The organism is Bacteroidota bacterium, from assembly GCA_016720935.1.
Lineage (GTDB): Bacteria > Bacteroidota > Bacteroidia > AKYH767-A > 2013-40CM-41-45 > JADKJP01.
Genome location: JADKJP010000006.1, coordinates 247,679 through 272,598, shown reverse-complemented (window position 1 = coordinate 272,598; position 24,920 = coordinate 247,679). Strand labels below are relative to the sequence as shown.

Genomic DNA, 24,920 nt, shown 5'->3' with positions numbered 1-24,920 from the left:
TTTCACCGGTATGGTACATAATCTCAGTCTGAACAATTCCATCGTTAATCAGTTTATTTCCGAATTACGGGATTCGAGTATTCAACAAGACCGTATGCGTTTCAGGAGAAATTTATCTCGTCTGGGTGAAATTTTCGCGTATGAAATCAGCAAGACATTTCCTTACACCGAGAAGGAAGTGACCACACCACTAGGGATTGCCAATGTTCCTGTCTTGAGCGAACAGCCTGTAATCGGAACAATTCTACGTGCGGGATTGCCCTTACACGAAGGATTGCTGAATTATTTTGATCATGGAGATAGTGCCTTCATCAGCGCCTACCGCAAACATCACAAGGATGGTTCCTTTGAAATCAAACTGGAATATGTCGGAAGTCCTTCTCTTGAAAATCGTATCCTCATTCTTTCGGATCCCATGCTTGCAACAGGATCCAGCATGGTTGCTACATACAAATCGCTCATGGAAAGAGGCGCTCCGAAACATACACACATTGTAAGTGTTCTTGCCAGTACTCAAGGTGTAGAATATGTAAAAGCACACATGTCGGAAAATGTGACGATCTGGTGTTCTGCCATCGACGAGGAATTGACATCTCAATCCTACATTGTTCCCGGACTGGGTGATGCAGGAGACCTTGCCTATGGGGACAAGATGTAACACTGCAGGTGTTATCCTCTGATTATAAACCCTTGTTGTTCCAGAATCTTTCGTGGAGGAATTCCTAAAAATACTTTCCCTTATCCTCATCAGCAGCGTAAAGTTCGCGGTAGGACCTCCCATGGTATATTTCAATGAGAAGTACGATTTCACCTGGTTTGAAACGAATATGTATTCCATCCTGGGTGGAATGATTGGCGTGATCATTTTTATGCATTTCAGTGAATGGCTGATAGAATTGTGGGATCGGGTACGTTTGTTTTTTTTCAAAAGGAAACAAAGACGGGATGAATTATTTTCACCACCGGTGGCCGACACTGATGAAAAAATCGAAATCCATTACCAATACGTTGAAAAATCACTGCCCGCACGAAAAATATTTACTCCACGTAACAGAAGAATGGTAAAGCTTTGGCGGAATTACGGTCTTATCGGACTTGCTGCACTGACGCCCATACTGTTTTCAATTCCACTTGGTACTTTTTTCATGACACGTCTTGAAAAGAACAACAGGAAAATTATTTTCTATATGTTCATCTCAATCACTTCCTGGTCCCTGTTAATGACAACGATGTTTGAGCTGTTGCACGTCCGTTCGATCAATGAAATCATCAAATGAGTAAGTACAAACATCTTTTTTTTGATCTCGACAACACGCTTTGGGATTTCGAAAGAAATTCAACAGAAGCGTTGACAGAACTTTACCATAAATATAGTTTGCAAAAACTTGGAGTAAGTTCGCTGGAAATCTTTTTAGAAAAATACAAAGAGCGGAACGCGATGATGTGGGATGAATACAGACTTGGGAAAATTGACAAGGCCACCCTGCGAGACAAGCGATTTCAACTTACGTTCTGGGATATGGGTCTTGATGCGGAAACCGCGCCAAATGAACTACCGGATGAGTACCTGCGCATCAGTCCGCGCAAAACCCATTTGTTTCCACATGCACACGAAACACTGAGCTATCTCTGCTCGAAATACACTTTGCACATTATTACGAATGGATTTGTAGAAGCACAGGAAATCAAATTGCAGGCCTCTGATCTGGAAAAATATTTTGCAGAAATAATTATCAGTGAACACACCGGATACAAAAAACCAGACATCAACATCTTCAATTATTCAATGCAAAAAGCCGGGGCGAGCGCGGATGAGTGTGTGATGATTGGTGACGGGCTGGATGTCGATATTGCAGGGGCACGAAATGCGGGATGGGACACTGTTTATTTTAATCCCTTTGAAATTCCTCACACCGACAGCGTCACCTTCGAAATAAAATCACTGGATGAATTGACACGTCTGTTTTGACTTTGTCTTTTATGTCATTTTAAAAAAATAAAACCAAAAAAAAACGCCTCAACATGAGGCGTTTTTTTTGAAAGCTTATCAATATTATTTTGAATCCGGTGCCGACTGAACTTTAGCAGGCTGAGATTTCACTTGTGCTTTTTCTACTTTCGCTTCAGCTCCGGCTTTAGCACAATCTGCTTTTTGTTCAGGTGTGCAATTTTTTGCTGCTGAATTATTTTTGCAACAAGCTTTGTTTGCTTTGGAACAGCATGCAGGAGTTGCAGTACTTTCATCCGACTTAGCAACAGAAACTTCTTTTTTCGCTGCAGGTGCAGTAGGTTGTGGAGTTTGTGCATGACTTGCAAAAGCCACGAAACATACCAACGAAAGGATAGCGAGGAATTTTTTCATGAGAATGGATTTATTTTTTTAGGATTAATTTCAAGATTATTGGCAAAGATACGAGATTTTAAGAATCAAAGTTTGCTTTAAAAAGAGAATTCTTACAGGAATCGTTGATTTTCAGCTAATTTAGTCCAATTTCGACACATTTTCTTCTTTTCCCTTTACACAATGCACCATTCAATAACCGGGATCGCAGCCGGGTTTCAAGGGAAATGTAAGTGAATCTTCATTACCTGAAGAAGGTTGTTCTGGTTCAAACGGAATGTACGTTGATTAATTTTAAACTTAACACAGTTTAACGGCATCTTATTTTCAACACTGGAATTCAATTTCGTACTTTCACACCCATTCGAAATGGATATCCGCGAAAATATAAAAGTAGCATTCGGAAGTATTCGCAGTCAGTTGCTGAGAACAATACTCACCGCGCTGATTATCGCGATTGGTATCATGGCTCTGGTGGGTATGCTCACCGCGGTTGATGCCATCATGGGATCTATCAGTGATAATTTTTCGAGTATGGGTGCAAACTCCTTTACGATTCAAAACCGTGGGATGCACATTCGAGTAGGCAATAAAGGAAAGCGACCGAAACGGTTTAAACCGATTGATTACCATCAGGCCATTCGTTTCGCTGACGAATACCATTTCCCGGCAACAGTCTCTATTTCTACTGTAGCTTCAAGGATTTCCACTATCAAATTCAACGACAAAAAGACCAACCCGAATGTACTTGTCATGGGTGGAAATGAAAATTACCTTGTCACAACAGGGTACACCGTTGATCGTGGAAGAAATTTTTCTCCGCAGGAAATACAATTCGGAGCCAACGTGGTGGTTATTGGAAAAGAAATAATGGATAAATTATTTCCTGATCAGGACCCGATTGATAAAATTATTTCTGTTGGTGTAAATAAATACCGTGTCATTGGCACATTGAAAGAGAAAGGTTCTTCCATGGGATTTGGAGGCGACAATGTGTGTATCCTGCCTTTGTTTAATGTCAAACAAAACTTCAACCGGCCCGACATGTCCTTCGCGATCAATGTGAGTGTAAAAGATATTGGGATGATGGAACCGGCGGTGAGTGAAGCGACCGGTTTATTCCGGATCATACGAGGCGTACCAATCGGAGAAGACAATTCATTTGAGATTACACAAAGTGACAGCCTTGCGAACCTCTTTATTTCACAGCTGGTCTTTATGAAATACATTGCCTTCATTGTAGGTGCCATTACACTTCTGGGTGCCGCGATAGGGCTGATGAATATTATGCTTGTCAGCGTGACTGAGCGTACGCGGGAGATTGGGATCCGTAAGGCAATTGGCGCTACTCCATCCGCCATTCGCAGACAATTTCTTTTCGAAGCTATTTTGATTTGTCAGATGGGAGGTATTCTGGGTGTTATCCTTGGAATCCTTATTGGCAATCTGATGTCATCACTTCTCGATTCCGGTTTTATTGTTCCCTGGCTCTGGATTACGACCGGACTGGTGATCTGTTTTGTCGTGGGAATTCTTTCGGGCTATTATCCTGCTTCCAAAGCGGCCCGTCTGGATCCGATTGAGGCCTTGAGATACGAGTGATACTTTTTCTGGAACAGTAAAAACTGAAAAAAATAAAGCACAAAAAAAAGACGTCTGCAAAACAGACGTCTTTTCTTTTTAATTGATAGCTTTATTACTCAGCGATAACTTCGAAATTTACTTTCGCTTTCACGTCTTTGTGAAGGTTAACAACTGCAGTATAAGTACCGAGAGATTTAATGTGTTCGGTATCGAGGTGGATCTTTTTACGATCAACATTTACACCGTGCTTAGACAAAGCGTCAGCAAGCTGTAAAGCAGTCACAGAACCATAGATCTTTCCGCTTTCACCTACTTTAGCACCAATCTTAAGAGTGATTGCTTCAAGTTGTTTAGCTACAGATTCAGCATCACCCTTAATTTTCTGTGCTTTGTGAGCACGTTGTTTCTGGGTTTCAGCAAGGACCTTGCGGTTCTCTTCGTTAGCGATAATAGCAAGGCTACGCGGAATAAGGTAGTTGCGTGCATAACCCGGGCGGACCTTTACGATCTCGTCAGCATAGCCCAGATTGTCCATGTCTTGTTTTAAGATAACTTCCATTGCTCAGCCTCCTTATTTTAAAAGATCAGATACATAAGGCATCAATGCCAGGTGGCGTGCCCTTTTAATTGCCTGTCCGACGTGACGCTGATATTTCAGCGAGGTGCCGGTAAGACGACGAGGAAGAATTTTCCCTTGCTCATTAACAAGCTTCAATAAGAAGTTCGCGTCTTTGTAGTCGATATACTTGATTCCGTTCTTTTTGAAACGGCAGTATTTCTTTTTGCTGGTGTCAACCGTTGGTGGGTTGAGGTACCGTACTTCGTTAGATTGTGATGCCATCGTGTTCAGGGTTTAAGAGGCTTTTTCTTCTTCTTTCTTCAGCGCGGCGTTCTTGCGCTTCTTTTCATTGTAAGTGACAGCGTGCTTGTCCAGTTTCACAGTGAGGAAGCGCATTACACGCTCATCGCGCTTGTACTCCGTTTCGAGCTTACCAATAAGCTCTCCCGGTGCCTTGAACTCGAGGAGGTAATAAAACCCGGTGTTTTTCTTTTGGATCGGGTAAGCCAGTTTGCGCAATCCCCAGTTGTTCTCATGAACAATTTCGGAACCGTTGTCGGTGAGGATTTTCTTGAATTTGTTGACTGTGTCCATCATCTGTTCCTCCGAAAGAACAGGTGTCATGATGAAAACTGTCTCATACTGATTTGACATGTTTGATTTTTAGGTTTTACGGAGATTTTTTTATGGGCTGCAAAGATAATTAAAAGGCCTTGATATCCAAGAAAGAATCAAGAATATCTTCAACAGAAGGCCGTTCAGGGGTGTCGGCGGCTAAAATACTCATATATATTTTCAACAGATGTTGATAACTTCTTGACTTGAGAGCGGGATCGGTTATCTTTGCATACTCATTCTCCTTAATGATTTCGGGAACGCAGCAAAAGGCTGAAATTGGTTAAAATTAGCCCTTTTGACTTCTAACTGACGGAAGATCTTTGATCTGAATCCGCCGGAATGGTCGCTGACGTCCTGAAAATCATATTTATTGCATTATGTCCACGAAATTAAAATCGTATTCCCAAGGTCATTGGCAGGAAGGTTCCGGCAAGGGAATTCCTTTATATCATGCCGTCACAGGTGCTGAAATTTTCAATGTCAGCAGCGAGGGGCTTGATTTTAAGGGTATGCTCGATTATGGCAGAACCAAAGGAGGAAGAGCACTAAGGAAAATGACTTTCCATGAAAGAGCGCGAATGATCAAGGCTCTGGCTTTGTTCCTGGGTGAAAAGAAAAAGGAATTGTACGCATTATCAGCTGCGACAGGAGCCACCAAAACGGACTCATGGATCGATATCGATGGAGGTATCGGTAACCTGTTTGTATACGCGAGCAAAGGTCGTCGGGAGTTGCCAGACGAAACTTTTTACGTCGATGGTAACATGGAGAAAATATCCAAAACCGGGACGTTTGTCGGACATCATATCTGTGTTCCTCTGGAAGGAGTCGCTGTTCATATTAATGCATTCAATTTCCCGGTTTGGGGAATGTTGGAAAAGATTGCTGTCAACTTCCTTGCAGGAGTTCCGGCTATTGTAAAACCAGCCTCCGCCACATCCTATCTTACCGAACTCACAACAAAATATATCATCGATTCAGGCATTCTGCCTGAAGGCTCATTACAACTGATTTGCGGATCCACCGGAAATTTGCTGGATCACCTGACTTGTCAGGATGTAGTCACCTTTACAGGTTCAGCTCACACAGGAAGAATGCTGAAAAGCAGTCCTGTTATTCTGGAAAATTCCATTCGCTTCAACATGGAAGCGGACTCTCTGAATTGCTCAATTCTCGGTCCGGATGCAACTCCTGATACGGAAGAGTTCAAATTATTTATTAAAGAAGTAGTCCGGGAAATGACAGTGAAAGCCGGACAAAAATGTACCGCGATTCGTCGTACGATAGTTCCGGAATCACTTACGGATGCTGTTATAAAGGCTGTGAGCGAAAGATTGAAAGGCAACATTATCGGCGACCCTGCAGTAGAAGGCGTTCGAATGGGGCCACTGGCAAGTAAAAGCCAGGTGAAGGATGTAAAGGATAACGTCAGAAAACTGATGAATTCCTGTGAGGTTGTTTATGGCGATCTGGATAAGGTGGAAGTTGTTGGAGCCGACAGCGAACGTGGAGCATTTATGTCTTCCGTGTTGCTTTATTGCAAAGATGCTTTACATAAAACAGAACCACATTCAATTGAAGCTTTCGGCCCTGTGAATACAGTGATGAGCTATAAAAACGCTGATGAGGCCGCTGAACTGGCCAAGATGGGAAAAGGTAGTCTCGTTGGATCAGTATTCACTGCCGACAATTCCTTTGCAAAAGAAATTGTACTTGGTGCCGCTTCCTTACATGGAAGAATGGTCATTATCAATAAAGACTGTGCCGCGGAATCTACCGGTCATGGTTCTCCCCTTGCCCACCTGGTTCATGGTGGTCCGGGAAGAGCAGGAGGTGGTGAAGAGATGGGTGGAATTCGTGGTGTACATCATTACATGCAGCGTACCGCATTGCAAGGATCACCAACTACACTTACAAAAATTCTGAATACATATTTGCCCGGAGCGGAAACGAAGGAAGATGTTATCCATCCATTCCGTAAATATTTTGAAGAAATAAATGTTGGCGATACGTTGATTACTCATAAACGTACTGTCACCGAAGCGGATATTGTCAATTTTGCCGGTATCAGCGGTGATTACTTCTATGCGCACACCGACGAAACATCATTGGAAGGATCAGTCTTTGAAAAAAGAGTAGCACACGGATATTTCATCATCTCCGCTGCAGCAGGATTGTTTGTAGATCCTAAAAAAGGACCGGTGCTCGCGAATTATGGGTTGGATAACTTACGTTTCACTCAACCAGTGTATGTAGGTGATACAATCCAGGTAAAACTGACGTGCCAGCGCAAAACAAAAAAAGAAAATCGCGAAGGTCAGATTCCTCAAGGCGTAGTAGAATGGTATGTTGAAGTTACCAATCAACGCGGGGAGATTGTCGCTCTTGAAACTGTTTTGACCTTGGTGGCAAGCAGAGTTTAGTGTTCAAAGTTCGAGGTTTATAACTCATAACTCAATTACCGATTGCAAATTATCCAATAATAAATACAACCACTCCAACACATAAAAAAACCAACCAGCCATGTTACTCTATGACACACTCGAAAGATTCGAGAAAAAATTCGGACACCTTAAGAAAAAAGGTCTTCGCATAAACGGGCTCAAAATGGTTGACCCTAAACGTAAAAAGCATGTGATCGATGTGAGTCGTCCGCTTGTCTTTGACAATCGTCTGCTCCCAAAAACTTTCGAAGGATTGGATGTAAAAGCCATTATTCATGGTGATCTTCCAATGGAATTTAAAATTGACAGAACGCGTCCCGACTGGCAAAAGGTAGATTACATCTGGGCTCCTGAACGTTTCGAACATTTCGTAGACAGATGCAGCCTGGAAATCAAGAAGCAACTGGGCAACCCCGCTATGTCGCGTGACGAAATTTTGTCTGCTCTCTGCTTCGGTGATTACGAGGCACACAAAGTGAAAACTCAACAAATGATTACCGAAGGCAAATTACCTGCGTACGGTAAGAATTAATTGAATTCATATTCAACAGAAGCCGTTTGCATGTATTATGCGAACGGCTTTTGTATTACAATAGTCTCCCATCTTCAATTTCTCTTAACCACAAATAATATTTATTTTCGGTCACAAATTAATACCATGTCCAACGGATCCATTCAAAGCAAAATTGCAGAAGGAATTGCAAGCATCACATTTTTTCATCCGCAGAGTAATTCAATGCCCGGCACATTGCTTCGGCAACTTGCGACGGAAATAGAGAATGCCGGAAAAAATCCGGAAGCGAAAGTGATTGTACTAAAAAGCGAAGGCGAAAAATCATTTTGTGCAGGTGCTTCTTTTGATGAATTGGTTTCAATTGATTCATTGGAAAAAGGAACGTATTTTTTTTCAGGGTTTGCAGCGGTTATCAACGCGATGCGAAAAGCTCCAAAATTTGTGATCGCAAGAGTACAGGGTAAAGCGGTTGGAGGAGGTGTCGGAATCGCCTGTGCTGCAGATTATACATTCGCGACAGATAATGCTTCCGTCAAACTCAGTGAACTGGCAGTAGGTATCGGTCCATTTGTCGTTGGTCCTGCTGTAGAACGAAAAATCGGAACAGCGGCTTTTTCGATGTTATCGATTAATGCAACGGAATGGCAAACGGCTCAATGGGCCTGTGAAAAAGGAATGTATGCTTCCCTCTACCCTACTATTCAGGAAATGGATCAGGCACTGCATGCTCTTGCTCAAAGATTAGCTGCCAGCAATCCTGATGCCATGAAGGATCTGAAAAAAGTTTGTTGGGAAGGCACTGAAAATTGGGACACTTTACTTGCAGATCGTGCCGCAATTAGCGGAAGATTGGTTCTGTCTGAATTTACCAGGAATGCGATCGCCAAGTTTAAAGCAGGCGCAAGATGATTGGGGTTCGAAGTTCGAGGTTCAAGGTTTGAAGTTCGAGGTTGATCGTTTAGAAAGAATAGGAAATTCCACCAAGTACATTGAAACGTTCGGACGGGTACTGATACCAGTTGTAGTATTTTGCAAAACCCAGATTGTTCAGGTTAACAAACACAGATAAAATTTTCGAATAACGGTATTCCAGTCCGAGGTTGCCATCAAGATAAGCGTTGATTTTTTCTGACTTGTATCCATTACCTTCTCTTACCGCGGCATAAGTCACTCCTCTAGCAAAGAGTGAAGCATTCACCAGAATTTTATCCCGGAGATTGTATTTAGCAACAAAGGTCACAACTGTTGCAGGCATATGCCAGGCTTTTTCATACAAATCAAGTTTGTAGGAGTTCTGATCAAGATGCAGGGAGAGATTTAATTTTTCATCCGACAAAAATCCAAGTTCCGCGTGCAGATTAAAAACAGTTCCATCATCTCTCAAGAGATTGAATTTATTGAAATGGATTGTGTCGTTTACATACATCAGCAAATCCTCAACTTTTGAATATCTCGCCCAGACTGTAAATGAAACAGTGCTGGAGAAATTTCCTTTTAATCCTCCCGTAAGCATCAGCTTATTATTGGTATTGAAAGGTCTGATTGAAGATGTAATGAAAGGATTCTCATAGGCAAGTGTTCTGAAACTATTCTTTGAGAGGTTTCCGTCCACATTAGCAAAGACTGAAAGGATATGTTCAGCAATTGGAAGTGAGAAATCGACTCTTGGATACAAGTGAACATCAGAGCCAAGATTCTTTTCAATTTCCAATCGGCCACCAAGGACAAGATGAATGTTTTCTTTATCAAAATTGAAAGTAGGAGAAATACGAATAATATTTCTATTGAGGTTGCTGTTCAATGAAAGGATTTCATAATCCGCATCTGTCTTTTTGAAATAATTGAAAGCGGCGTCAACCCGTAGATAAAAATTTTCCAATTGTTTGCCCGCATTTGCCACAGCAAGGAAATCGTTTTCTGTTACGGAGAACAAATCATTAAAAGTAGTGTAGCCAAAACGCACACCATAATCCATATGACCTTTGTTCAGATAATTGCTGGCCAATCCCGCATTGATATTAAATTCACTGAATCTTTGTTTAGTATTCTTCTTATCAATAATAGTATCAGCTGAGTTGTACCCATAATAGTGAACAACATTTCTGTCGTAACCAAGGTCTCCGCTAAAGGTAGCATTGCTTAAAAAATACTTTCCGGTCAACCCGGCTTTGTTCTGGCTGAAATCCGCTTCTCCGGCGTCTTTCAGACTGGGAGAGCCTGAGAAGTGTCGTACCGCCAATCCCAGCGCTCCTTTTTTAGAACGAAGAGAATTGATATAGGCTTCACCATTGTATGTTGTGTAATTGCCGATTCCCAACTTCACCAGGTTTCGATACAACTTAGCCAGTTTCTCATCCATCACCTTCACTGCTTTGATGGTAGCGGTTTCGTAATTGGTTTCTACCTTTTTTGAAACGGCATTGTATTTCATCGCCGGAGGATTCACTGTAGTAGTGTCTCCTTCCGGAACATCCGAAATCTTATATGACTCCGCAAGAACCGGTTTATAGTCCTTTACAATGATGTATTCCTTGTCTCCAAGATCTTCCTTTTCTTTCCCCTCTTGTCCAAAAACAGAGGTTGTGGAAAATAATGCGAGTGCAATTAACAGGTGCTTATACATGGTGTGGCTGCGTCGTTTCAAAAATTATTTATTTCCTGCATCATCGGTAGAATCCGGTTCAACAGTTTCCGGAGTCAGTTTGCGTTCCATTATTTCTTTATCTCTCTTACTTTCAGCTGCAGTAATGGCATCCAGCTTTTGTTTTGCAACTTCTTTCAAATCTTCAGGATCGTTTGGATCTTTTTGGAAATTATCGACGATACTTTTGTAGGTTTCACGAGCCTGGAAAGTATCTTTCTGCGCGAGGTAATTATCCCCGAGCAAAATGAATCCTTTCGCGATCCAGAAATCATAGGAAGGAACCTGGTTTTGAATTTCAAAAATGAGTTTCTGACTTTCCTTATAATTATCCATTCTGAATTCAATCAGGGCGAGATGATATTTACTCTCCGCTGTCATCTCACTATTGGTGCGTTTGGAGACGATGGTAAGTTCTGATTTCGCGCTCGCCATGTCATTTTTGGCGAAATAGGATTTTCCTGCAATGAAATGAGCTTCTGTGATCAGGTCTTTATCTGTTGCTGATGAATTCAAAACCTTCTGAGCATTGCTGATGGCCTTATCATAATCATTCAGCTTGTAACTGCAACGCAACTCACCGGCTTGAGCGGCCATGATATTGTCCTTCACTTCCGCGCTGGCTTCAAGCTTTTCAAAATTCGCCAATGCTCTGTCATAGTTTTTCAGACGGTAATTGATTTGTCCTGCACTGAGCAATGATTTTTCGCTGAATTGATTTTTCGGCTGACTATTTACAACTTCATAACCTTCCAATGCTTTCTCATATTGTTTTGCACGATACAAACAATCAGATTTGTAGTAAGAAGCATTTACAAGGAAAATAGCTTCCGGAAAACGACGGAGATAGGCTTCGAAATCTTTCACAGCCTCATCACAATTTCCTTGTGTATAGCGCAATTCTGCTGCCTCATACATCAATGAATCCTGAGCCGCTTTCGATACATCCGCATTGGGGACATTTTTCGCGTAAGCGAGGTAATCATCCACTTTATTCTGACTGACCGAAATTTTTCGGATCTGTTCAAGCGCTTCGTGCGATTCGGTGGTATTGGGATATTTCTGAACAACCTTCTTATAAGCTGCCATGGCTTTATCGTCTTCCTTGTTGTTATAATACACCAGGGCTTCACCAAGTTCAGCCTTCTTCATATAGCTGCCGGATGGATAATTCGTCATGATCTCCTGATAATATTTCAGGGCCTGCTGATTGTCTCCCGTAATCATACTTGCCTGTGCAGCTTCAAACAAAGCGTCATCGTAATAAACAGATTTAGGATACTTGTCAAACAGTTTTTGAAGTGTGGTGACTTTCTCTGCCATTCTTCCCTGGATCCCGAGAATTACTCCCTTTTGATATATACCATAGTCGCTGGCTTTCGCATTTGCACCAATAGCCTGGTTATAATATTCAATAGCATTCGCTTGATCCTTGAGCATGAAAAAGCAGTCAGCGATACGAAGCAAAGCATCGGTATAGCGGGTGTTATCGGTTTGTGACTTTTCCTTTACATATTTACGAAAGGCTGTTTGCGCGGAAGCGTAATCCTCCGATTTGAATTTGCAATAACCGATATTGTAATTGGCAAGATTGTATTCTTCCTGTGTAACTGCAGCAGGAGTCAAAATGTAATCGCTGTAAGACTTCGCTGCATTATCAAAATCATTCAGTTTATAATAGGATTCTCCTGACCAGTAGAGCGCTTTGGCTACCAACCCCTGATCAACAGGATAGGAAATTGAAGTCTTAAATAGCTTGATCGCTTCTTTCTGATTGTTATCCATGAAAAACTCGATACCACGGTAATATGCCACCTTTTGATAAGCGGCACGAATGGGCTGGGTTTTATTTTTGATGGCTTCAATGGAAGTGAGAGCATCCTTGTAATTGCGTGTATTGGTGTAAATACCAACCAACATTTCATTGGCTTCATCCAGATGAGCACTCTTAGAGAAAGTAGTTGTAAAACTCCTGAAAGCTTCGATAGCGACACTCTGATAATTTAACTCGTAGGATAATTTTGCAAAATTAAATTGTGCTTCTTCCTGAATTTCGGTATCAAAGGTGCTTTTGGCAGCAGATTGAAAAGAAGTCCGTGCGCTCCTCTTTGCATTTGTCTTCAGATAACAATCGGCAAGATGGTAATAAGCGTTTTGCGAAAGCTCATCTTCCTTTGAACAGGTCTTTTGAAAATAAGGGATCGCTTTTTCATACTCACCGGATTTGTAATAACAAAAAGCAAGCTGGTAATAATCGTTCCTGCCAACGTTTGGTGAGTTTCTTTCATAGTCGATCAGGTAAGGCAAAGCTTCTTTGTAATTACCTTTTCTATAATAAGATTCCGCCACCATTCTTCCGATCTCCATTCCGTTTTTGGGTCCGACCGAATCCAAAACCGTAGGCGCGAATTTGAGGAGCTCATCATATTTGCCTTGTTTGTAGTAGATCTGGGTAATATAGTATGGAACCACGGGAGCGAAGGCTTCCGAATCTTTCAATTTCAAAAATGACTTCAATGCTGTCTCATAATTCTCATTCACATAAGCCATGTGAGCGTAGTAGTACTGCGCTGCGGTAGCATATTTACTGGTACCATCTTTTACTTCGAAAAATGATTTACTCGCTTTATCATAATCATTAGTCATGTAGTAAGAGTAGCCGAGTTTAAAATTCACCTCGTCTCTCCTCTCCTGGCTAAGCTCATTACGATCCAGCTTTTCCAGGTATTCGACCGCTTTTTTGTATTTCTTTTGTTTGAAATAGAGAATACCCAGGTGGTAAATCGCTTCGTCATAATGCGGATTTTCCGGATAGTCCGTCATGAAATGAAACATGAGGTACTCCGCATCCGGATGAAACAACTCCGCGGCGCAGCGTGCAGCATAGAATGCTGAATTACCTCTTACTTCCAGCGAAACAGGCGCAGTGCTTTCCAGAACTTTTTGAAATTCCTTTTGGGCAACAACATATTTCTGTTTGTTGAACAATTCCATTCCCAACTGATATCCACGCTCCGGGTCGGTGTAGATGGCTGTTTGTTGGGAAAAGGCACGAATGGAAAATAAAAGGAAGACCCAAAAAAGTCGTGTTGACATAGTAATGTACAGGGAATTTGAAATTGAAACGGGATGTGAGCAAAATTATTGGAAACCACTGCTTAACACCTTTTACAGGCAGTGTAGTTACCAACATAGTTTTAAACATGAGTAACCTATCTGTTTGATTCCCAGTATAAATTTTCTGTATTAATCGAAGTATCTCAGGATTTCCAGATTTAACCCAAAACCACACGAATGAAAAAGCAATGGATTTTTCACCTTTCCGTTAATGCATTGTGTTTGTTATTAGCATTAATGGCTTGTAAAAAGGAAAAAAACACTGAACTGGAATTTGATACTCAGACCTCACAGGACAATTCACTTGCAGAAAATACCTTCAATGACGTAAACAATATCGCCAATCAGGCTGTTGAAAATGGAGGAAGCGGGTTGACGACATACCGTTTTGCGGATGACAATTCACTTCTGAGTGTTTGTGCAACGGTTACAATCACACCTGACAGCGCAGGTCCGGGAGGAAGTATTGAAGTAGATTTTGGGTCAGATACATGCCTTTGCCGGGATTTCCGTTACAGAAAAGGGATCATACATATTCAATATACAGGTGCATACCGGGATTCAGGAACAGTCATCACCACCACTTTCAACAATTACTATGTAGGCCGGGAAGCCACGAATATGTTCAAGGTAACCGGACAAAAAACGGTGACGAACAAAGGCCATAACTCCGATAATCATCTCTGGTACACGATTCAGGTGAACGGACAGTTGGAAAATCGTAATGGTCAAATTCTGACCTGGAATTCGCAGCGCGAGAGGGAATGGATTGCCGGTGAATCAACAACTGGCATGAGTAACTGGCTGGATGATCAATATTACATTCGCGGTAGTGCCAATGGAACCGGATTTGAAGGGACAGCATTTAGTGTCAACATTACAACCAGACTCTGGGTCGCACTTGACTGTGCTTACATCAAGGAAGGCGTTTTTGAACTGACACCTACCGGCAAACCAACGAGAGTTTTCGATTATGGCAACGGTACATGCGATGATGACGCGACACTGACCGTTAACAATACCACCTTCCCTATCAAGCTCAGGTGAGCGGGAAGATTTCCATTCTTTATTGTTCATGATTACCTGTTTGCAAAAAACAAACAGCTTTTTCTTTTGTTACTTTTGTATCATGTACATTCTGAAAATCAAAGGCACCGCAAAAATCCCGGATTATGTGCAATTGCGTGATGACAATTTCACACTGCTCGCCTATTTCAGGGTTGATCGTCCTGAAAAGGCATTAACGAAAGCCGGGCTTGGTGATAAGGAGAGTGAAATTATCCGTCTCATCAATGAAATGCCTTATGGAAAAATCCAAAAACTGGAATTGTAATTCTCCGCTAATCCAGCATCCAAAAATTCGTTTTTACAAAATACCTTTTATACAATGACAGCGACCGAAATGAGTATTTCTTTACGCAATGTGAATATCTTCCAGGCGAAGCATCTGGTATTATCCAATGTAAGCATGGACATTGAAAAGGGAGAATTTGCCTACCTCATTGGCAAGACTGGTACAGGGAAAAGCAGTCTTTTAAAAATGATCTATGGCGATCTGGAACTTGAACAGGGTGACGCGACAGTTGCAGGTTTTCATCTCAATCATATAAAGGAAAATCAAATTCCATTTCTGCGCAGGAAACTGGGAATTGTTTTTCAGGATTTTCAGTTACTCAATGACCGGTCGGTGCATGCGAATTTACTTTTCGTGCTGCAGGCAACAGGATGGAAAGATAAAGTCAGAATTGAAGAGCGCATCAATGAAGTGTTGAAAAAAGTCGGGCTGGTTACAAAAGGATTCAAAATGCCGCATGAACTGAGTGGAGGTGAACAACAAAGAGTAGTGATTGCACGTGCATTGCTTGAATGATCCGGAAATTATTCTGGCTGATGAACCCACCGGAAACCTCGACCCGGAAACATCAGAGGGAATTATGCGACTCTTATTTGATATCCGAAACACCGGACGCGCGGTGCTGATGGCAACTCACAATTATTCCATGATCGACAAATTCCCTGCTCGTATTATTAAGTGTGAAAACGGGAGGATCATTGATTCAAAAGTTCCCGTTGATCCTGTATACAACTGATCTCATCCCGGGAAATCTGCCATACTTCCGGAAAAAAGGATCAATCCTGATCTTTCGGGAACAGAAGCATTTTCAGTTTTTCAGCATTCATTGCGTTTGAAAAATTCGCAAGTACTTCCTCTCGCTTTTTCCGATCTGAAAAATCTTTTTTCTTCATCACCAATTCTACCTGCTTTTTCATTTCATCAGCAGTGTCAGCGATAATACACAGTGACTCCAATCCTGTATTGACTACCATAGGGGAATTCACAATACAATAACGCCCGCCGAACAAGGCGGCGAGCAATTTCAATTTGATGCCAGTGGCCTGAAATGTCGGAAGAATATTGCACTGAGCAGTTGCAATCAGTTCACGAATTTCTTCAGGAGAACGATCAGAAAATAAAGTCACGTTTTTATATTCTTTTACTGCTTTTCTTAATTCTTCAGAAGGTTTAGTACCCGCTATGATCAAATGAAATGGAAGATCATTAAATACTTTTCTGACCAGAAATAAAGCTGCTTCGTTATTCTCTCCCACCCCAAGATTTCCATGATAAAAAGCGAATTCATCTTTACCTGGTCGAATGTCAACCTGATCATAGGGATGAAAAGCCGGTATAAAACTTACTCCGGAAAACAGCGATGAAAAATAGCGGGAATCATTCGGTGAAATAGCGGCTATTCCCTGAGCATTTTTCAAAATGTTCTGATACTTTTTTAGTTTCCCCGCTTCGTTAAAAAAATAATACCGCTTAAAAATATTTTTCTCCACCGCAGCAAGGCTCTCATAGTAATCATGTTCAACATTATGCGTTCTGACCACTTTATGCCTTGTTGCAAGATCCACATCGGGCAGGTAAAAAGTAGAATGCAAACCTTCAAAGAGAATTGGAAAATTATCTTTCAGCAGTCTTCGCTTGAGTTCTTCGGATTGTCTGCTCAACACGATATAAGGAAGCGTATTGAACAACATTGATTTCGCGTTTTGTCTGGAATAATAGTACACTTCCTCGCAATAACGATGGATCTCCTGTTGAGGCGGACGGCCGTATTCAAAACAATGCAAATGAACTTTAACTCCGGCTGCCTGAAGCGCTTTTAATTTGTAAAACACATCAATCACTCCACCATAATCAGCAGGATAGGGTACATCAAAACTGATAATATGTGTATGCAGCTCAGAGGACATCTTTGAATATTTCGAGCAATTTTACTTCTTCGTTTTCCCAACACAGGTCAGAGGCCGCAAGTTTTAAATTTTCTTTCCATTGAGCAAATTGTACCGGATCTTTTACCATTTCCATCATTTGCATGGCCAATTTTTCAGGTTGATGTGAATCCACAATCTTCCCGATAGCATATTTATCGACGATTGTTCTCAATTCCGGCAAATCAGAAACAAGCACGGGTATTTCAGCCTGGATATAATCAAATAATTTGTTGGGCAGGGAATATTTATAATTCAGATTTGTGTCCTTGTCAAGCGATAAGCCTACATCCGCAAGTCGGGTATACTCACGCAGTTTTTCCATACTTTGACGGGGAACAAACATCACCTTGTCGGAAAGCTTCAATCGAAGAGTTTCGCTTTTTAAAAAATCGATAACATCACCTCCGCCGACAAACAGCAACAACAAACCTTGTGTATGTTGCATGGCTAATAATACTTCTTCAGCGCCACGGTGAACATTAATTCCTGAACCCTGGAAAATAAATATTTTTTTATCTGCCGGTAATCCAAGGGACTTCCTGTCATTCGATTTTATTGCTCCCTGAATTCGGAAAGGAACATTTCTTACGACTCCGACTTTCTTTTTGTATTCCATTCCATAGAGTCCTGCGATGGAATCATTCACTGTATACATATGTTTTATTCCCGGAAGGATCCAGCGCTCTATTCTTTTCCAGATAGCCTGGATTCGCGGTCTTGAAACCAGTTCCGGCACTTCTGTAAAATATTCGTGGCTGTCGTAATACAGTACATTTTTCTGAATTCCGGAAGCCAGATAATTCGCCGGCAAGGTATCCAGGTCATTCGCAACCAGCACATCAGCTTTGTTCCAGAGCAGGTAAAAGAAAAGCCGGACATTAAATGCCGCATAAAACAAAGGACCTTGCTCCCACCATAATTTAAATCTTTTGGTAGAATATTCTCGTTTCTCCAGGATCGGGCTTTGTTTTAATTTTCGGCCTACTAGTGTGACTTTCAGCCCCTTTCGATGGAGCGCCAAAGCAGTCCGATGAACCCTTTGATCCGTAACAAGGTCACTGATTACAGACAGAATTACACGTTTCCCGGCGTTTGACATAGTCATTGATCAGGGCAAGTAAATGAAAATTATTGACTCCATTGTGCTTCCCAGAGCGATTTGCCGGGCTCTTTTTAAAAGGTTATTTTTGTTTCATAAGATTTCATCGCATGAAAAAACAGAGTTATTCGAACCACAGACGCTATGTGCCTGTTTATCACTTTGTCTTATCGATTCTGATCATCAGCCTTCTGGCGGCATCCGTAGTGAATGTTTTCAACCTTCTCGACGAGGATGTAGTTCAGAAAGGGAACCTTTTTTCAGCCAATTTGTTAGTATTGGCTAGTTTGATTCTTGGCATACTGTATATTTATGTAAGGGCTTTCGCTCTTCGCGTTCAGGACCGGGTGATACGTTCCGAGGAAAATTTCAGACATTTCCTGCTAACAGGCAAGCCACTCGATGGGAGAATCCGGATGTCACAGGTAATTGCATTACGATTTGCTCCTGATGATGAGTTTATTTTGCTCTGCAAAGAGGCCATAGAAAAACAACTGACGCCGGACGAAATCAAGAAGGCTATTACCCGCTGGAAAGGTGATTATCACAGGGCTTAGAGATATGATTATTGTCATAGTTCGTACCATTACCAACCGATAATTTCGAAAAATTAATTGATAAATAAAAATGAACAACTTCACTGAACAGGAACGAGAAGCTGAATTTCAGGCACGAATTGATCGTGGTGAAATGATAGAACCTAAAGACTGGATGCCGGAACGTTACCGCAAACAATTGATCCGTATGATGAGTCAGCATGCCCACTCTGAAGTGGTTGGTATGCTTCCCGAAGGAAACTGGATCACCAGGGCTCCAAGCCTCCGCAGAAAAGCGGTTTTACTTGCAAAAGTTCAGGATGAAGGTGGACATGGATTGTACATCTATTGTGGAGCGGAGACCCTGAATGTGTCTCGGGAAGAAATGATCGACGAATTACTGAGCGGAAAAGCAAAATATTCCAGCATCTTCAATTATCCGACTTTGACCTGGGCTGATATCGGTGCTATTGGATGGTTGGTGGATGGTGCTGCCATTGTGAATCAAACCGCATTGGCAAAGTGTTCTTATGGTCCTTATTCCAGGGCAATGGTAAGAATTTGCAAAGAGGAAAACTTTCATCACAAACAAGGTTATGAAATTCTTGCGACCTTGATGAAAGGAACTGCTGAACAAAAGGCGATGGCACAGGACGCGATGAATCGTTGGTGGTGGCCTTCACTTATGATGTTCGGCCCATCCGACACGGATTCACCAAATAGCGGAGAACTCATGCGCTGGAAAGTAAAACGTTTTTCTAACGACGAACTGCGTCAGCGATTTATTGATCGTACTGTTCCCCAGGCTGAAAATATCGGTTTGGTGATTCCCGACAAGGATTTGAAAATCAATCCTGATACCAAACATTATGATCATGGTCCGATCAATTGGGACGAATTTTACAATGTCATCAAGGGTAATGGAATCTGCAACAAGGAGCGCATGAAAGCACGCAGAAAAGCGCATGCTGATGGAGCCTGGGTGAGAGAAGCAGCAGAGTCCTATGCACAAAAACAAAAAGAAAAAATGGTTGCTGCCTGAATCGCGGTACCAGGAATTAATATTCACTCAAAGCACAAATAAAATGAGCAATACGCAATGGCCCCTTTGGGAAGTGTTTACACAAAAGAAATCCGGTTTACCATTTGAACATGCCGGAAGTATCCATGCTCCCGACAAAGAACTAGCTTTGCAAAATGCCAGAGATGTTTATTCAAGGCGAAATGAAGCAACTTGTATCTGGGTGGTTCCTTCTGAATTCATTATTTCCAGTACTCCTGAAGATATGGGTTCATTTTTTGAGCCTTCCAACGATAAAATTTATCGTCATCCAAATTTCTACAAGACACCGGGTGCCAGTTTTGATTGAGCTAATTTCAAATTCAAATACTGTCACTGCCTATTCACCATCCATAAGAATTAAATCATGAATGCCAATCATAAAAATCCATTACTGACCTATTGTCTTCGCCTGGGTGATACCAGCCTTGTCCTTGGACAAAGACTTGGAGAATGGTGTGGTCACGGCCCAATCATTGAAGAGGACATCGCGCTCACGAATATTTCACTCGACCTGATCGGTCAGGCGCGCGCTTTTTATACCTATGCCGGCAAAATTGAAGGTGCTGGAAAATCTGAAGATGATTACGCGTTCCTTCGTGATGAAAGGGAGTATTATAATTTTCTTCTTGCGGAGCAACCCAATGGAGATTTTGGACAAACAATCCTTCGTCAGTTTTTGCTGAGTTCATTTTACTATTTCTACTATTCAGAATTAAAGAAAAGTAACGACTCAACTCTGTCTTCGCTTGCCGACAAATCCCTGAAAGAGGTAACCTACCATCTTCGTCACAGTACAGAATGGATGGTTCGCCTCGGTGACGGTACAAAAGAAAGTCATCAGCGAATGGAACAGGCCATTGACGCTTTGTGGAATTTCACCGGTGACATGTTTGATATGGATGAGGTCGACGCAACTTTGATCAAACAAGGTATTGCTGTCAATACTGATTTAATTCGTCAACCCTGGGAAAAGAAGGTCAGGGAAGTTTTTCAATCAGCTACACTAAAGGTTCCTGATAACGTATTTATGATCCGAGGCAGTCGTGAGGGAAGACACACCGAACACCTGGGACATCTGTTAAGTGAAATGCAGGCTTTACCACGAGCTTTTCCGGGTGCGGAATGGTAAAGTTTCATTGAAGCGTGCTTTGCAATATTCGTAAAGCCAAAATCAAGGATGTCAAAAATTATCACCAAAGAAATTATTGAGAAGATTCTGGAACAGATTCCGGATCCTGAAATTCCTGTGATCAGTATTGTAGATCTGGGAATTGTCAGAGATATTATTCTTCACGATCATAAGGTAATTGTCAATATTACTCCTACCTATTCAGGATGCCCGGCAATGATGGCTATTCAGAATGATATTGTTTCCAAACTGAAGGAAGAAGGTATAGAGGAAGTAGAAGTACGGCTTGTATTTGATGAGGTGTGGACCACAGACTGGATCAATGAGGAAGCCAAAGAAAGATTACGGGTGTACGGAATAGCTCCTCCCGAAAAAAGCAGTCCTGACAAGAGTCTTATCACAGGCAGGCCCCGTATCGTGAATTGTCCGCGATGTGGCTCTTCAAATACATCGGTTGTGAGCCAGTTTGGCTCCACAGCCTGCAAAGCATTGTATCGCTGCGAAGATTGTCGTGAACCTTTTGATTATTTCAAATGCCATTGAACAAAAAGCAGAAATTCATTCTTGCTCTGTTTAATTTTCCATTCTCAAAAAAATATCCACTCCATGAATAGTTCCTTCATTCTATACGAAGCCGGGAATGGCGTCGCAAGTATTACACTAAACCGTCCAGATAAGTTCAACAGTTTTAACAGGGAAATGGCCTTAGCTATGCAGGCAGCGCTTGATCAGGCAGCAGCGGATAAAACAGTCAGAGCTGTCTTCCTCACCGGTTCAGGAAAGGCATTTTGCGCAGGTCAGGATTTGGCGGAAGCAATTGACCCTAACGGTCCGGGTATACGCAGAATAGTCGCTGAGCATTACAATCCGATCATTCTAAAGATCCGGAAGATGGAAAAGCCCGTTGTGTGTGCTGTGAATGGTGTGGCAGCCGGTGCGGGCGCGAATCTGGCTTTTGCATGTGACATTGTACTCGCTACTGCCAGCGCGTCTTTCATTCAGGCTTTCAGTAAAATCGGATTGGTACCGGACAGTGGCGGCACTTTCATTCTTCCTCGATTGATCGGATTTCAGAGAGCTTCCGCGTTGATGATGCTGGGCGATAAAATTTCTGCTCCTGAAGCTTTGCAAATGGGAATGTTGTACAAAGTATGCGAAGACGGGAAATTGAAAGAAGAAGCAATGAAAGTCGCGGAAACACTTGCGCAAATGCCGACCCGTGGAATCTGGCTGACTAAAAAATTGCTGAATGAATCGATGACCAATACGCTTGAAGAACAATTGCAGAGAGAGGAAATGCTTCAGGAGGAAGCCGGAAAAACGTATGATTACAAAGAAGGTGTTCAGGCATTTCTCGAAAAAAGAAAACCGGAATTTAAAGGAGAATAATAATTATTTTAAGAGCATAAAAAAACCCGCTTCGAGCGGGTTTTTTTATGCATTGGTAAGCGGAATTACTTGATACGGGAAGAAAGCTCCGCACCGGCTTTGAACTTAGCTACTTTCTTAGCAGCAATCTTAATCGGCTTGCCTGTTTGTGGATTACGTCCGTTACGAGCAGCACGTTTAGCAACAGAGAAGGTACCGAAACCTACCAGCGCTACGCGCTCACCTTTTTTCAAGGTCTTGGAAGTAACAGTCATAAATGCTTGCAGCGCACGACCAGCGTCAGCTTTGGTGATCTTGGCTTCTGATGCCATAGCATCAATCAGTTCAGCTTTGTTCATTTTCTTCTTAGTTTTTAGTGATTAAAGGTTAGGAATAATGACTTCATCAAAAGTACTTAGAGGCATCACCTGTTGCAAGTTTCAGGAATGCAAATGCCCTGAATTGTTGATAAATACTAGTGTTTGTTGAAAACTAAGAAGGTAAAGTCAGTGGTGTTGCAGGTTTGCAGGCAATTCGATAAAATTAATATTCATCAAATTGATTCAGGGTTTCGAGTTCCGGGTTGAACGATTCATGCTGAGAAAAAAGGAGTATAAATACTTTGCTTAATTCTTGAACCCAAAACCCAACTACAATTTATCAAAACCCCTCCTCCATTCAATTGCAAATTGTATCTTTGTTTCTCTCCCTTACATCATGGATAAGTTTATTGTTTCCGCCCGTAAATACAGGCCAGTTACCTTTGACACGGTAGTTGGGCAGCCTTCTATTACCAATACTTTAAAAAATGCGATCAGGAATAATCATCTTGCTCAGGCATTTCTTTTCACAGGTCCAAGAGGAGTTGGAAAAACCACCACCGCGAGAATTCTTGCGAAGACAATAAATTGCGAGAACATTTCTGCGAATGTAGAGGCTTGTAATGTTTGTACTTCCTGTATTTCGTTCAATTCCGGCAATTCGCTGAATATATACGAGCTTGATGCAGCTTCCAACAATTCTGTGGATGACATCCGGGCTTTGGTAGAGCAGGTGCGTTATGCGCCGCAACTTGGCAAATACAAGGTGTATATCATCGATGAGGTTCACATGCTGAGTACTTCCGCGTTCAATGCCTTCTTGAAAACGCTGGAAGAGCCGCCCTCCTATGCTGTATTTATTCTTGCAACGACTGAGAAGCATAAAATTATCCCGACAATTTTATCACGTTGTCAGATTTTTGATTTTAACCGCATCTCTGTTGAAGATATCGCGACGCATCTGCAATCCATCGCGCAAAAAGAAAATGTTGTCGCTGAAGAAGACGCTTTGCACATCATCGCTCAGAAAGCGGATGGTGCTTTACGCGACGCGTTGAGCTTGTTTGATCAGCTTGTAAGTTTTGCCGGCTCCAACCTCAAGTACAAAGATGTGATCGAGAACCTCAATATCCTCGATTACGATTACTATTTCAGAATTACCGATGATTTACTTACCGGAAACATGTCAGCCGTTTTATTGGCTTATAATGAGATTCTGAACAATGGTTTTGACGGACATAATTTCATCAACGGACTGGCATCCCATTTCCGGGATCTTTTGGTTTGCAAAGATGAAATCACACTCCCCTTGCTGGAGGTGAGTCCGAGTGTCCGTGAAAAATACAAAGTCCAAAGCAGGAATTGTTCGGCGAACTGGTTGCTCGAAAAACTTGAAGTCGCCAATCGTGCCGATATGGGATTCAAATCATCCAAAAACCAGCGTCTTCACATCGAATTGTCTTTGTTGAAAATGTGTTCGGCAACTGCTCCACAACCCGGTGCAGGCGAAGCTTTCAAAAAAAAAACTGAACCTGCAATATCCTCAACTCCTACTGCAGCAGTAAGTGTTACACCCTCCATTCCATTACCTTCTCCCACTATAGTATCCGGAGCTCTGTCCAAAGCCGAGATGGAAACCACTACCAATGTGGCCTCCGCTGCGCCGGCAATTGCAACTACAGCACCTGCGACGAAAGAGCGAACACCGATGCCGGGCAGCAGCATTCGCAAAACAATTTCTATCAGTTCTAAGCTCTACAAAGAGCCTGAACAAGCAACTCAGCAAGTCGCTGAAATTCTCCCGGATCTTCAGGAACCATTTTCAATGACAGAGCTGGAACCGGTCTGGAATGAGTACGCGAATCAATTGCAGAAGCAGGGACGTATGACTGTTTCAGCTGCGCTCACAAAAAGAAAACCTGAACTCAGAGAAAATTTTGCTTTGGTATTCGCTGTGGATAGTGCAGCCGCGGAAAAAGATCTGAACGATCAGAAGGCGGATTTACTTGCTTTTCTGCGAAAAAAATTATCGAATTACAAACTGAATTTGTCCATCGTAATTGCAACCGGAGATACTGCAGACAGCAAGCCCTATACACCTTCTGAAAAATTTAAAAAGCTTGCTGAAAAAAATCCTTTGATGCATGAGCTCAAAAAAAGATTTGACCTGGAAATTGAATATTGATTTTTGATTTGAGTCCTGCAAAATTATTTTAGGTTCATTTTTTTTCAGATTTTTTTTTGTACAGAAGAAAACATTTCTTCATTTTATTTGATGATGCTTTTCTGGAAGAATTCAGGAAAT

Annotated in this window: 25 protein-coding genes and 1 pseudogene; 17 read left to right on the top strand and 9 right to left on the bottom strand. The window is 41.9% G+C overall.

The genetic code is table 11. The annotated features are described in order from the left end of the window. Positions 1-10 precede the first annotated feature (10 nt). The 3 genes from upp to IPP86_09435 are packed head-to-tail and all read left to right on the top strand — an operon-like array spanning position 11 to position 1,969. Complete coding sequence (upp, locus tag IPP86_09445; protein MBL0138738.1) at positions 11-658, top strand: uracil phosphoribosyltransferase; 648 nt, start codon at positions 11-13, stop codon at positions 656-658. 52 nt (positions 659-710) lie between these two features. After that, positions 711-1,277 carry a hypothetical protein gene (locus IPP86_09440; GenBank protein MBL0138737.1) on the top strand — a complete coding sequence of 189 codons (567 nt, stop codon included), beginning with the start codon at positions 711-713 and terminating at the stop codon, positions 1,275-1,277. Continuing rightward, on the top strand, positions 1,274-1,969 hold the full coding sequence (locus IPP86_09435; GenBank protein ID MBL0138736.1) for a noncanonical pyrimidine nucleotidase, YjjG family: 696 nt from the start codon (positions 1,274-1,276) through the stop codon (positions 1,967-1,969). Before IPP86_09440 ends, IPP86_09435 begins: the two co-directional genes overlap by 4 nt. 84 nt (positions 1,970-2,053) lie before the next feature. Here the strand turns inward: IPP86_09435 and IPP86_09430 are convergent, their stop codons facing one another. Beyond that, complete coding sequence (locus IPP86_09430; protein MBL0138735.1) at positions 2,054-2,362, bottom strand: hypothetical protein; 309 nt, start codon at positions 2,360-2,362, stop codon at positions 2,054-2,056. A gap of 348 nt (positions 2,363-2,710) precedes the next feature. On the opposite strand from IPP86_09430, the gene IPP86_09425 reads away from it, so the two are divergent. After that, entirely contained in the window at positions 2,711-3,943 is a 1,233-nt protein-coding gene (locus IPP86_09425) for an ABC transporter permease (GenBank protein ID MBL0138734.1), read from the top strand. A 94-nt stretch (positions 3,944-4,037) separates the two neighbouring features. Here IPP86_09425 and IPP86_09420 read toward each other — a convergent pair whose 3' ends face one another. Genes IPP86_09420 through IPP86_09410 form a run of 3 tightly spaced genes read right to left on the bottom strand, consistent with a single transcriptional unit; the run spans position 4,038 to position 5,138 of the window. Then, on the bottom strand, positions 4,038-4,484 hold the full coding sequence (locus IPP86_09420; GenBank protein MBL0138733.1) for a 50S ribosomal protein L9: 447 nt from the start codon (positions 4,482-4,484) through the stop codon (positions 4,038-4,040). A 12-nt stretch (positions 4,485-4,496) separates the two neighbouring features. Beyond that, positions 4,497-4,766, bottom strand: a complete 270-nt coding sequence (locus IPP86_09415) for a 30S ribosomal protein S18 (GenBank protein ID MBL0138732.1) — start codon at positions 4,764-4,766, stop codon at positions 4,497-4,499. Positions 4,767-4,778: 12 nt separating this feature from the next. Continuing rightward, complete coding sequence (locus IPP86_09410; GenBank protein ID MBL0138731.1) at positions 4,779-5,138, bottom strand: 30S ribosomal protein S6; 360 nt, start codon at positions 5,136-5,138, stop codon at positions 4,779-4,781. 341 nt (positions 5,139-5,479) lie between these two features. On the opposite strand from IPP86_09410, the gene paaZ reads away from it, so the two are divergent. The 3 genes from paaZ (at position 5,480) to IPP86_09395 (ending at position 8,969) form a co-directional block, all read left to right on the top strand. Then, complete coding sequence (gene paaZ, locus IPP86_09405) at positions 5,480-7,525, top strand: phenylacetic acid degradation bifunctional protein PaaZ (protein MBL0138730.1); 2,046 nt, start codon at positions 5,480-5,482, stop codon at positions 7,523-7,525. Positions 7,526-7,625: 100 nt separating this feature from the next. Then, positions 7,626-8,078, top strand: coding sequence for a hypothetical protein (locus tag IPP86_09400; GenBank protein ID MBL0138729.1), 453 nt, complete (start codon positions 7,626-7,628; stop codon positions 8,076-8,078). 126 nt (positions 8,079-8,204) lie between these two features. Continuing rightward, complete coding sequence (locus IPP86_09395; GenBank protein MBL0138728.1) at positions 8,205-8,969, top strand: enoyl-CoA hydratase/isomerase family protein; 765 nt, start codon at positions 8,205-8,207, stop codon at positions 8,967-8,969. A 49-nt stretch (positions 8,970-9,018) separates the two neighbouring features. On the opposite strand, the gene IPP86_09390 is transcribed toward IPP86_09395, so the two are convergent. Continuing rightward, entirely contained in the window at positions 9,019-10,683 is a 1,665-nt protein-coding gene (locus IPP86_09390; GenBank protein MBL0138727.1) for a TonB-dependent receptor, read from the bottom strand. A gap of 24 nt (positions 10,684-10,707) precedes the next feature. Further along, a complete protein-coding gene (locus IPP86_09385) occupies positions 10,708-13,797 on the bottom strand; it encodes a tetratricopeptide repeat protein (GenBank protein ID MBL0138726.1) in 3,090 nt (1,029 codons plus the stop codon). A gap of 198 nt (positions 13,798-13,995) precedes the next feature. On the opposite strand from IPP86_09385, the gene IPP86_09380 reads away from it, so the two are divergent. The 3 genes and pseudogenes from IPP86_09380 to IPP86_09370 all read left to right on the top strand — a co-directional run bounded on the left by IPP86_09380 (position 13,996) and on the right by IPP86_09370 (position 15,908). Beyond that, the gene (locus IPP86_09380) at positions 13,996-14,865 is read left to right on the top strand and encodes a hypothetical protein (protein ID MBL0138725.1); all 870 of its coding nucleotides are present in this window, start codon (positions 13,996-13,998) and stop codon (positions 14,863-14,865) included. Positions 14,866-14,947: 82 nt separating this feature from the next. Next, the gene (locus IPP86_09375) at positions 14,948-15,151 is read left to right on the top strand and encodes a fructose-6-phosphate aldolase (protein ID MBL0138724.1); all 204 of its coding nucleotides are present in this window, start codon (positions 14,948-14,950) and stop codon (positions 15,149-15,151) included. Positions 15,152-15,205: 54 nt separating this feature from the next. Continuing rightward, positions 15,206-15,908, top strand: a pseudogene (locus IPP86_09370) (ATP-binding cassette domain-containing protein). Positions 15,909-15,948: 40 nt separating this feature from the next. Here the strand turns inward: IPP86_09370 and IPP86_09365 are convergent. Together IPP86_09365 and IPP86_09360 are read right to left on the bottom strand one after the other, a co-directional pair. Further along, complete coding sequence (locus tag IPP86_09365; GenBank protein ID MBL0138723.1) at positions 15,949-17,079, bottom strand: hypothetical protein; 1,131 nt, start codon at positions 17,077-17,079, stop codon at positions 15,949-15,951. Next, the gene (locus IPP86_09360; GenBank protein ID MBL0138722.1) at positions 17,069-18,199 is read right to left on the bottom strand and encodes a glycosyltransferase; all 1,131 of its coding nucleotides are present in this window, start codon (positions 18,197-18,199) and stop codon (positions 17,069-17,071) included. Before IPP86_09360 ends, IPP86_09365 begins: the two co-directional genes overlap by 11 nt. Before the next feature lie 110 nt (positions 18,200-18,309). On the opposite strand from IPP86_09360, the gene IPP86_09355 reads away from it, so the two are divergent. The 6 genes from IPP86_09355 to IPP86_09330 all read left to right on the top strand — a co-directional run bounded on the left by IPP86_09355 (position 18,310) and on the right by IPP86_09330 (position 22,316). After that, a complete protein-coding gene (locus IPP86_09355) occupies positions 18,310-18,756 on the top strand; it encodes a hypothetical protein (GenBank protein ID MBL0138721.1) in 447 nt (148 codons plus the stop codon). Between the two features lie 70 nt (positions 18,757-18,826). Continuing rightward, a complete protein-coding gene (paaA, locus tag IPP86_09350; GenBank protein MBL0138720.1) occupies positions 18,827-19,777 on the top strand; it encodes a 1,2-phenylacetyl-CoA epoxidase subunit A in 951 nt (316 codons plus the stop codon). Positions 19,778-19,820: 43 nt separating this feature from the next. Then, complete coding sequence (gene paaB, locus IPP86_09345; protein MBL0138719.1) at positions 19,821-20,105, top strand: 1,2-phenylacetyl-CoA epoxidase subunit B; 285 nt, start codon at positions 19,821-19,823, stop codon at positions 20,103-20,105. A gap of 57 nt (positions 20,106-20,162) precedes the next feature. Next, positions 20,163-20,927 carry a phenylacetate-CoA oxygenase subunit PaaC gene (paaC, locus tag IPP86_09340; GenBank protein MBL0138718.1) on the top strand — a complete coding sequence of 255 codons (765 nt, stop codon included), beginning with the start codon at positions 20,163-20,165 and terminating at the stop codon, positions 20,925-20,927. 48 nt (positions 20,928-20,975) lie between these two features. Continuing rightward, positions 20,976-21,470 carry a phenylacetate-CoA oxygenase subunit PaaJ gene (gene paaJ, locus IPP86_09335; GenBank protein ID MBL0138717.1) on the top strand — a complete coding sequence of 165 codons (495 nt, stop codon included), beginning with the start codon at positions 20,976-20,978 and terminating at the stop codon, positions 21,468-21,470. A 63-nt stretch (positions 21,471-21,533) separates the two neighbouring features. Further along, the gene (locus tag IPP86_09330) at positions 21,534-22,316 is read left to right on the top strand and encodes a 2-(1,2-epoxy-1,2-dihydrophenyl)acetyl-CoA isomerase (GenBank protein MBL0138716.1); all 783 of its coding nucleotides are present in this window, start codon (positions 21,534-21,536) and stop codon (positions 22,314-22,316) included. A gap of 65 nt (positions 22,317-22,381) precedes the next feature. Here IPP86_09330 and IPP86_09325 read toward each other — a convergent pair whose 3' ends face one another. Next, the gene (locus IPP86_09325; GenBank protein MBL0138715.1) at positions 22,382-22,654 is read right to left on the bottom strand and encodes an HU family DNA-binding protein; all 273 of its coding nucleotides are present in this window, start codon (positions 22,652-22,654) and stop codon (positions 22,382-22,384) included. Between the two features lie 358 nt (positions 22,655-23,012). Between IPP86_09325 and IPP86_09320 the strand changes: the two genes are divergently transcribed. Next, positions 23,013-24,800 carry a DNA polymerase III subunit gamma/tau gene (locus IPP86_09320; protein ID MBL0138714.1) on the top strand — a complete coding sequence of 596 codons (1,788 nt, stop codon included), beginning with the start codon at positions 23,013-23,015 and terminating at the stop codon, positions 24,798-24,800. Positions 24,801-24,920: the final 120 nt, after the last annotated feature.

Coding starts and splice junctions, on each gene's coding strand:
- IPP86_09365 (MBL0138723.1), bottom strand. CDS start 17,079: ATGTCCTCTGAGCTGCATACACATATTATCAGTTTTGATGTACCCTAT.
- IPP86_09425 (MBL0138734.1), top strand. CDS start 2,711: ATGGATATCCGCGAAAATATAAAAGTAGCATTCGGAAGTATTCGCAGT.
- IPP86_09380 (MBL0138725.1), top strand. CDS start 13,996: ATGAAAAAGCAATGGATTTTTCACCTTTCCGTTAATGCATTGTGTTTG.
- IPP86_09435 (MBL0138736.1), top strand. CDS start 1,274: ATGAGTAAGTACAAACATCTTTTTTTTGATCTCGACAACACGCTTTGG.
- IPP86_09410 (MBL0138731.1), bottom strand. CDS start 5,138: ATGTCAAATCAGTATGAGACAGTTTTCATCATGACACCTGTTCTTTCG.
- IPP86_09400 (MBL0138729.1), top strand. CDS start 7,626: ATGTTACTCTATGACACACTCGAAAGATTCGAGAAAAAATTCGGACAC.
- upp (MBL0138738.1), top strand. CDS start 11: ATGGTACATAATCTCAGTCTGAACAATTCCATCGTTAATCAGTTTATT.
- IPP86_09390 (MBL0138727.1), bottom strand. CDS start 10,683: ATGTATAAGCACCTGTTAATTGCACTCGCATTATTTTCCACAACCTCT.
- IPP86_09415 (MBL0138732.1), bottom strand. CDS start 4,766: ATGGCATCACAATCTAACGAAGTACGGTACCTCAACCCACCAACGGTT.
- paaJ (MBL0138717.1), top strand. CDS start 20,976: ATGTCAAAAATTATCACCAAAGAAATTATTGAGAAGATTCTGGAACAG.
- paaA (MBL0138720.1), top strand. CDS start 18,827: ATGAACAACTTCACTGAACAGGAACGAGAAGCTGAATTTCAGGCACGA.
- IPP86_09355 (MBL0138721.1), top strand. CDS start 18,310: ATGAAAAAACAGAGTTATTCGAACCACAGACGCTATGTGCCTGTTTAT.
- IPP86_09395 (MBL0138728.1), top strand. CDS start 8,205: ATGTCCAACGGATCCATTCAAAGCAAAATTGCAGAAGGAATTGCAAGC.
- IPP86_09325 (MBL0138715.1), bottom strand. CDS start 22,654: ATGAACAAAGCTGAACTGATTGATGCTATGGCATCAGAAGCCAAGATC.
- paaC (MBL0138718.1), top strand. CDS start 20,163: ATGAATGCCAATCATAAAAATCCATTACTGACCTATTGTCTTCGCCTG.
- IPP86_09375 (MBL0138724.1), top strand. CDS start 14,948: ATGTACATTCTGAAAATCAAAGGCACCGCAAAAATCCCGGATTATGTG.
- paaZ (MBL0138730.1), top strand. CDS start 5,480: ATGTCCACGAAATTAAAATCGTATTCCCAAGGTCATTGGCAGGAAGGT.
- IPP86_09360 (MBL0138722.1), bottom strand. CDS start 18,199: ATGTCAAACGCCGGGAAACGTGTAATTCTGTCTGTAATCAGTGACCTT.
- IPP86_09430 (MBL0138735.1), bottom strand. CDS start 2,362: ATGAAAAAATTCCTCGCTATCCTTTCGTTGGTATGTTTCGTGGCTTTT.
- IPP86_09420 (MBL0138733.1), bottom strand. CDS start 4,484: ATGGAAGTTATCTTAAAACAAGACATGGACAATCTGGGCTATGCTGAC.
- IPP86_09385 (MBL0138726.1), bottom strand. CDS start 13,797: ATGTCAACACGACTTTTTTGGGTCTTCCTTTTATTTTCCATTCGTGCC.
- paaB (MBL0138719.1), top strand. CDS start 19,821: ATGAGCAATACGCAATGGCCCCTTTGGGAAGTGTTTACACAAAAGAAA.
- IPP86_09320 (MBL0138714.1), top strand. CDS start 23,013: ATGGATAAGTTTATTGTTTCCGCCCGTAAATACAGGCCAGTTACCTTT.
- IPP86_09330 (MBL0138716.1), top strand. CDS start 21,534: ATGAATAGTTCCTTCATTCTATACGAAGCCGGGAATGGCGTCGCAAGT.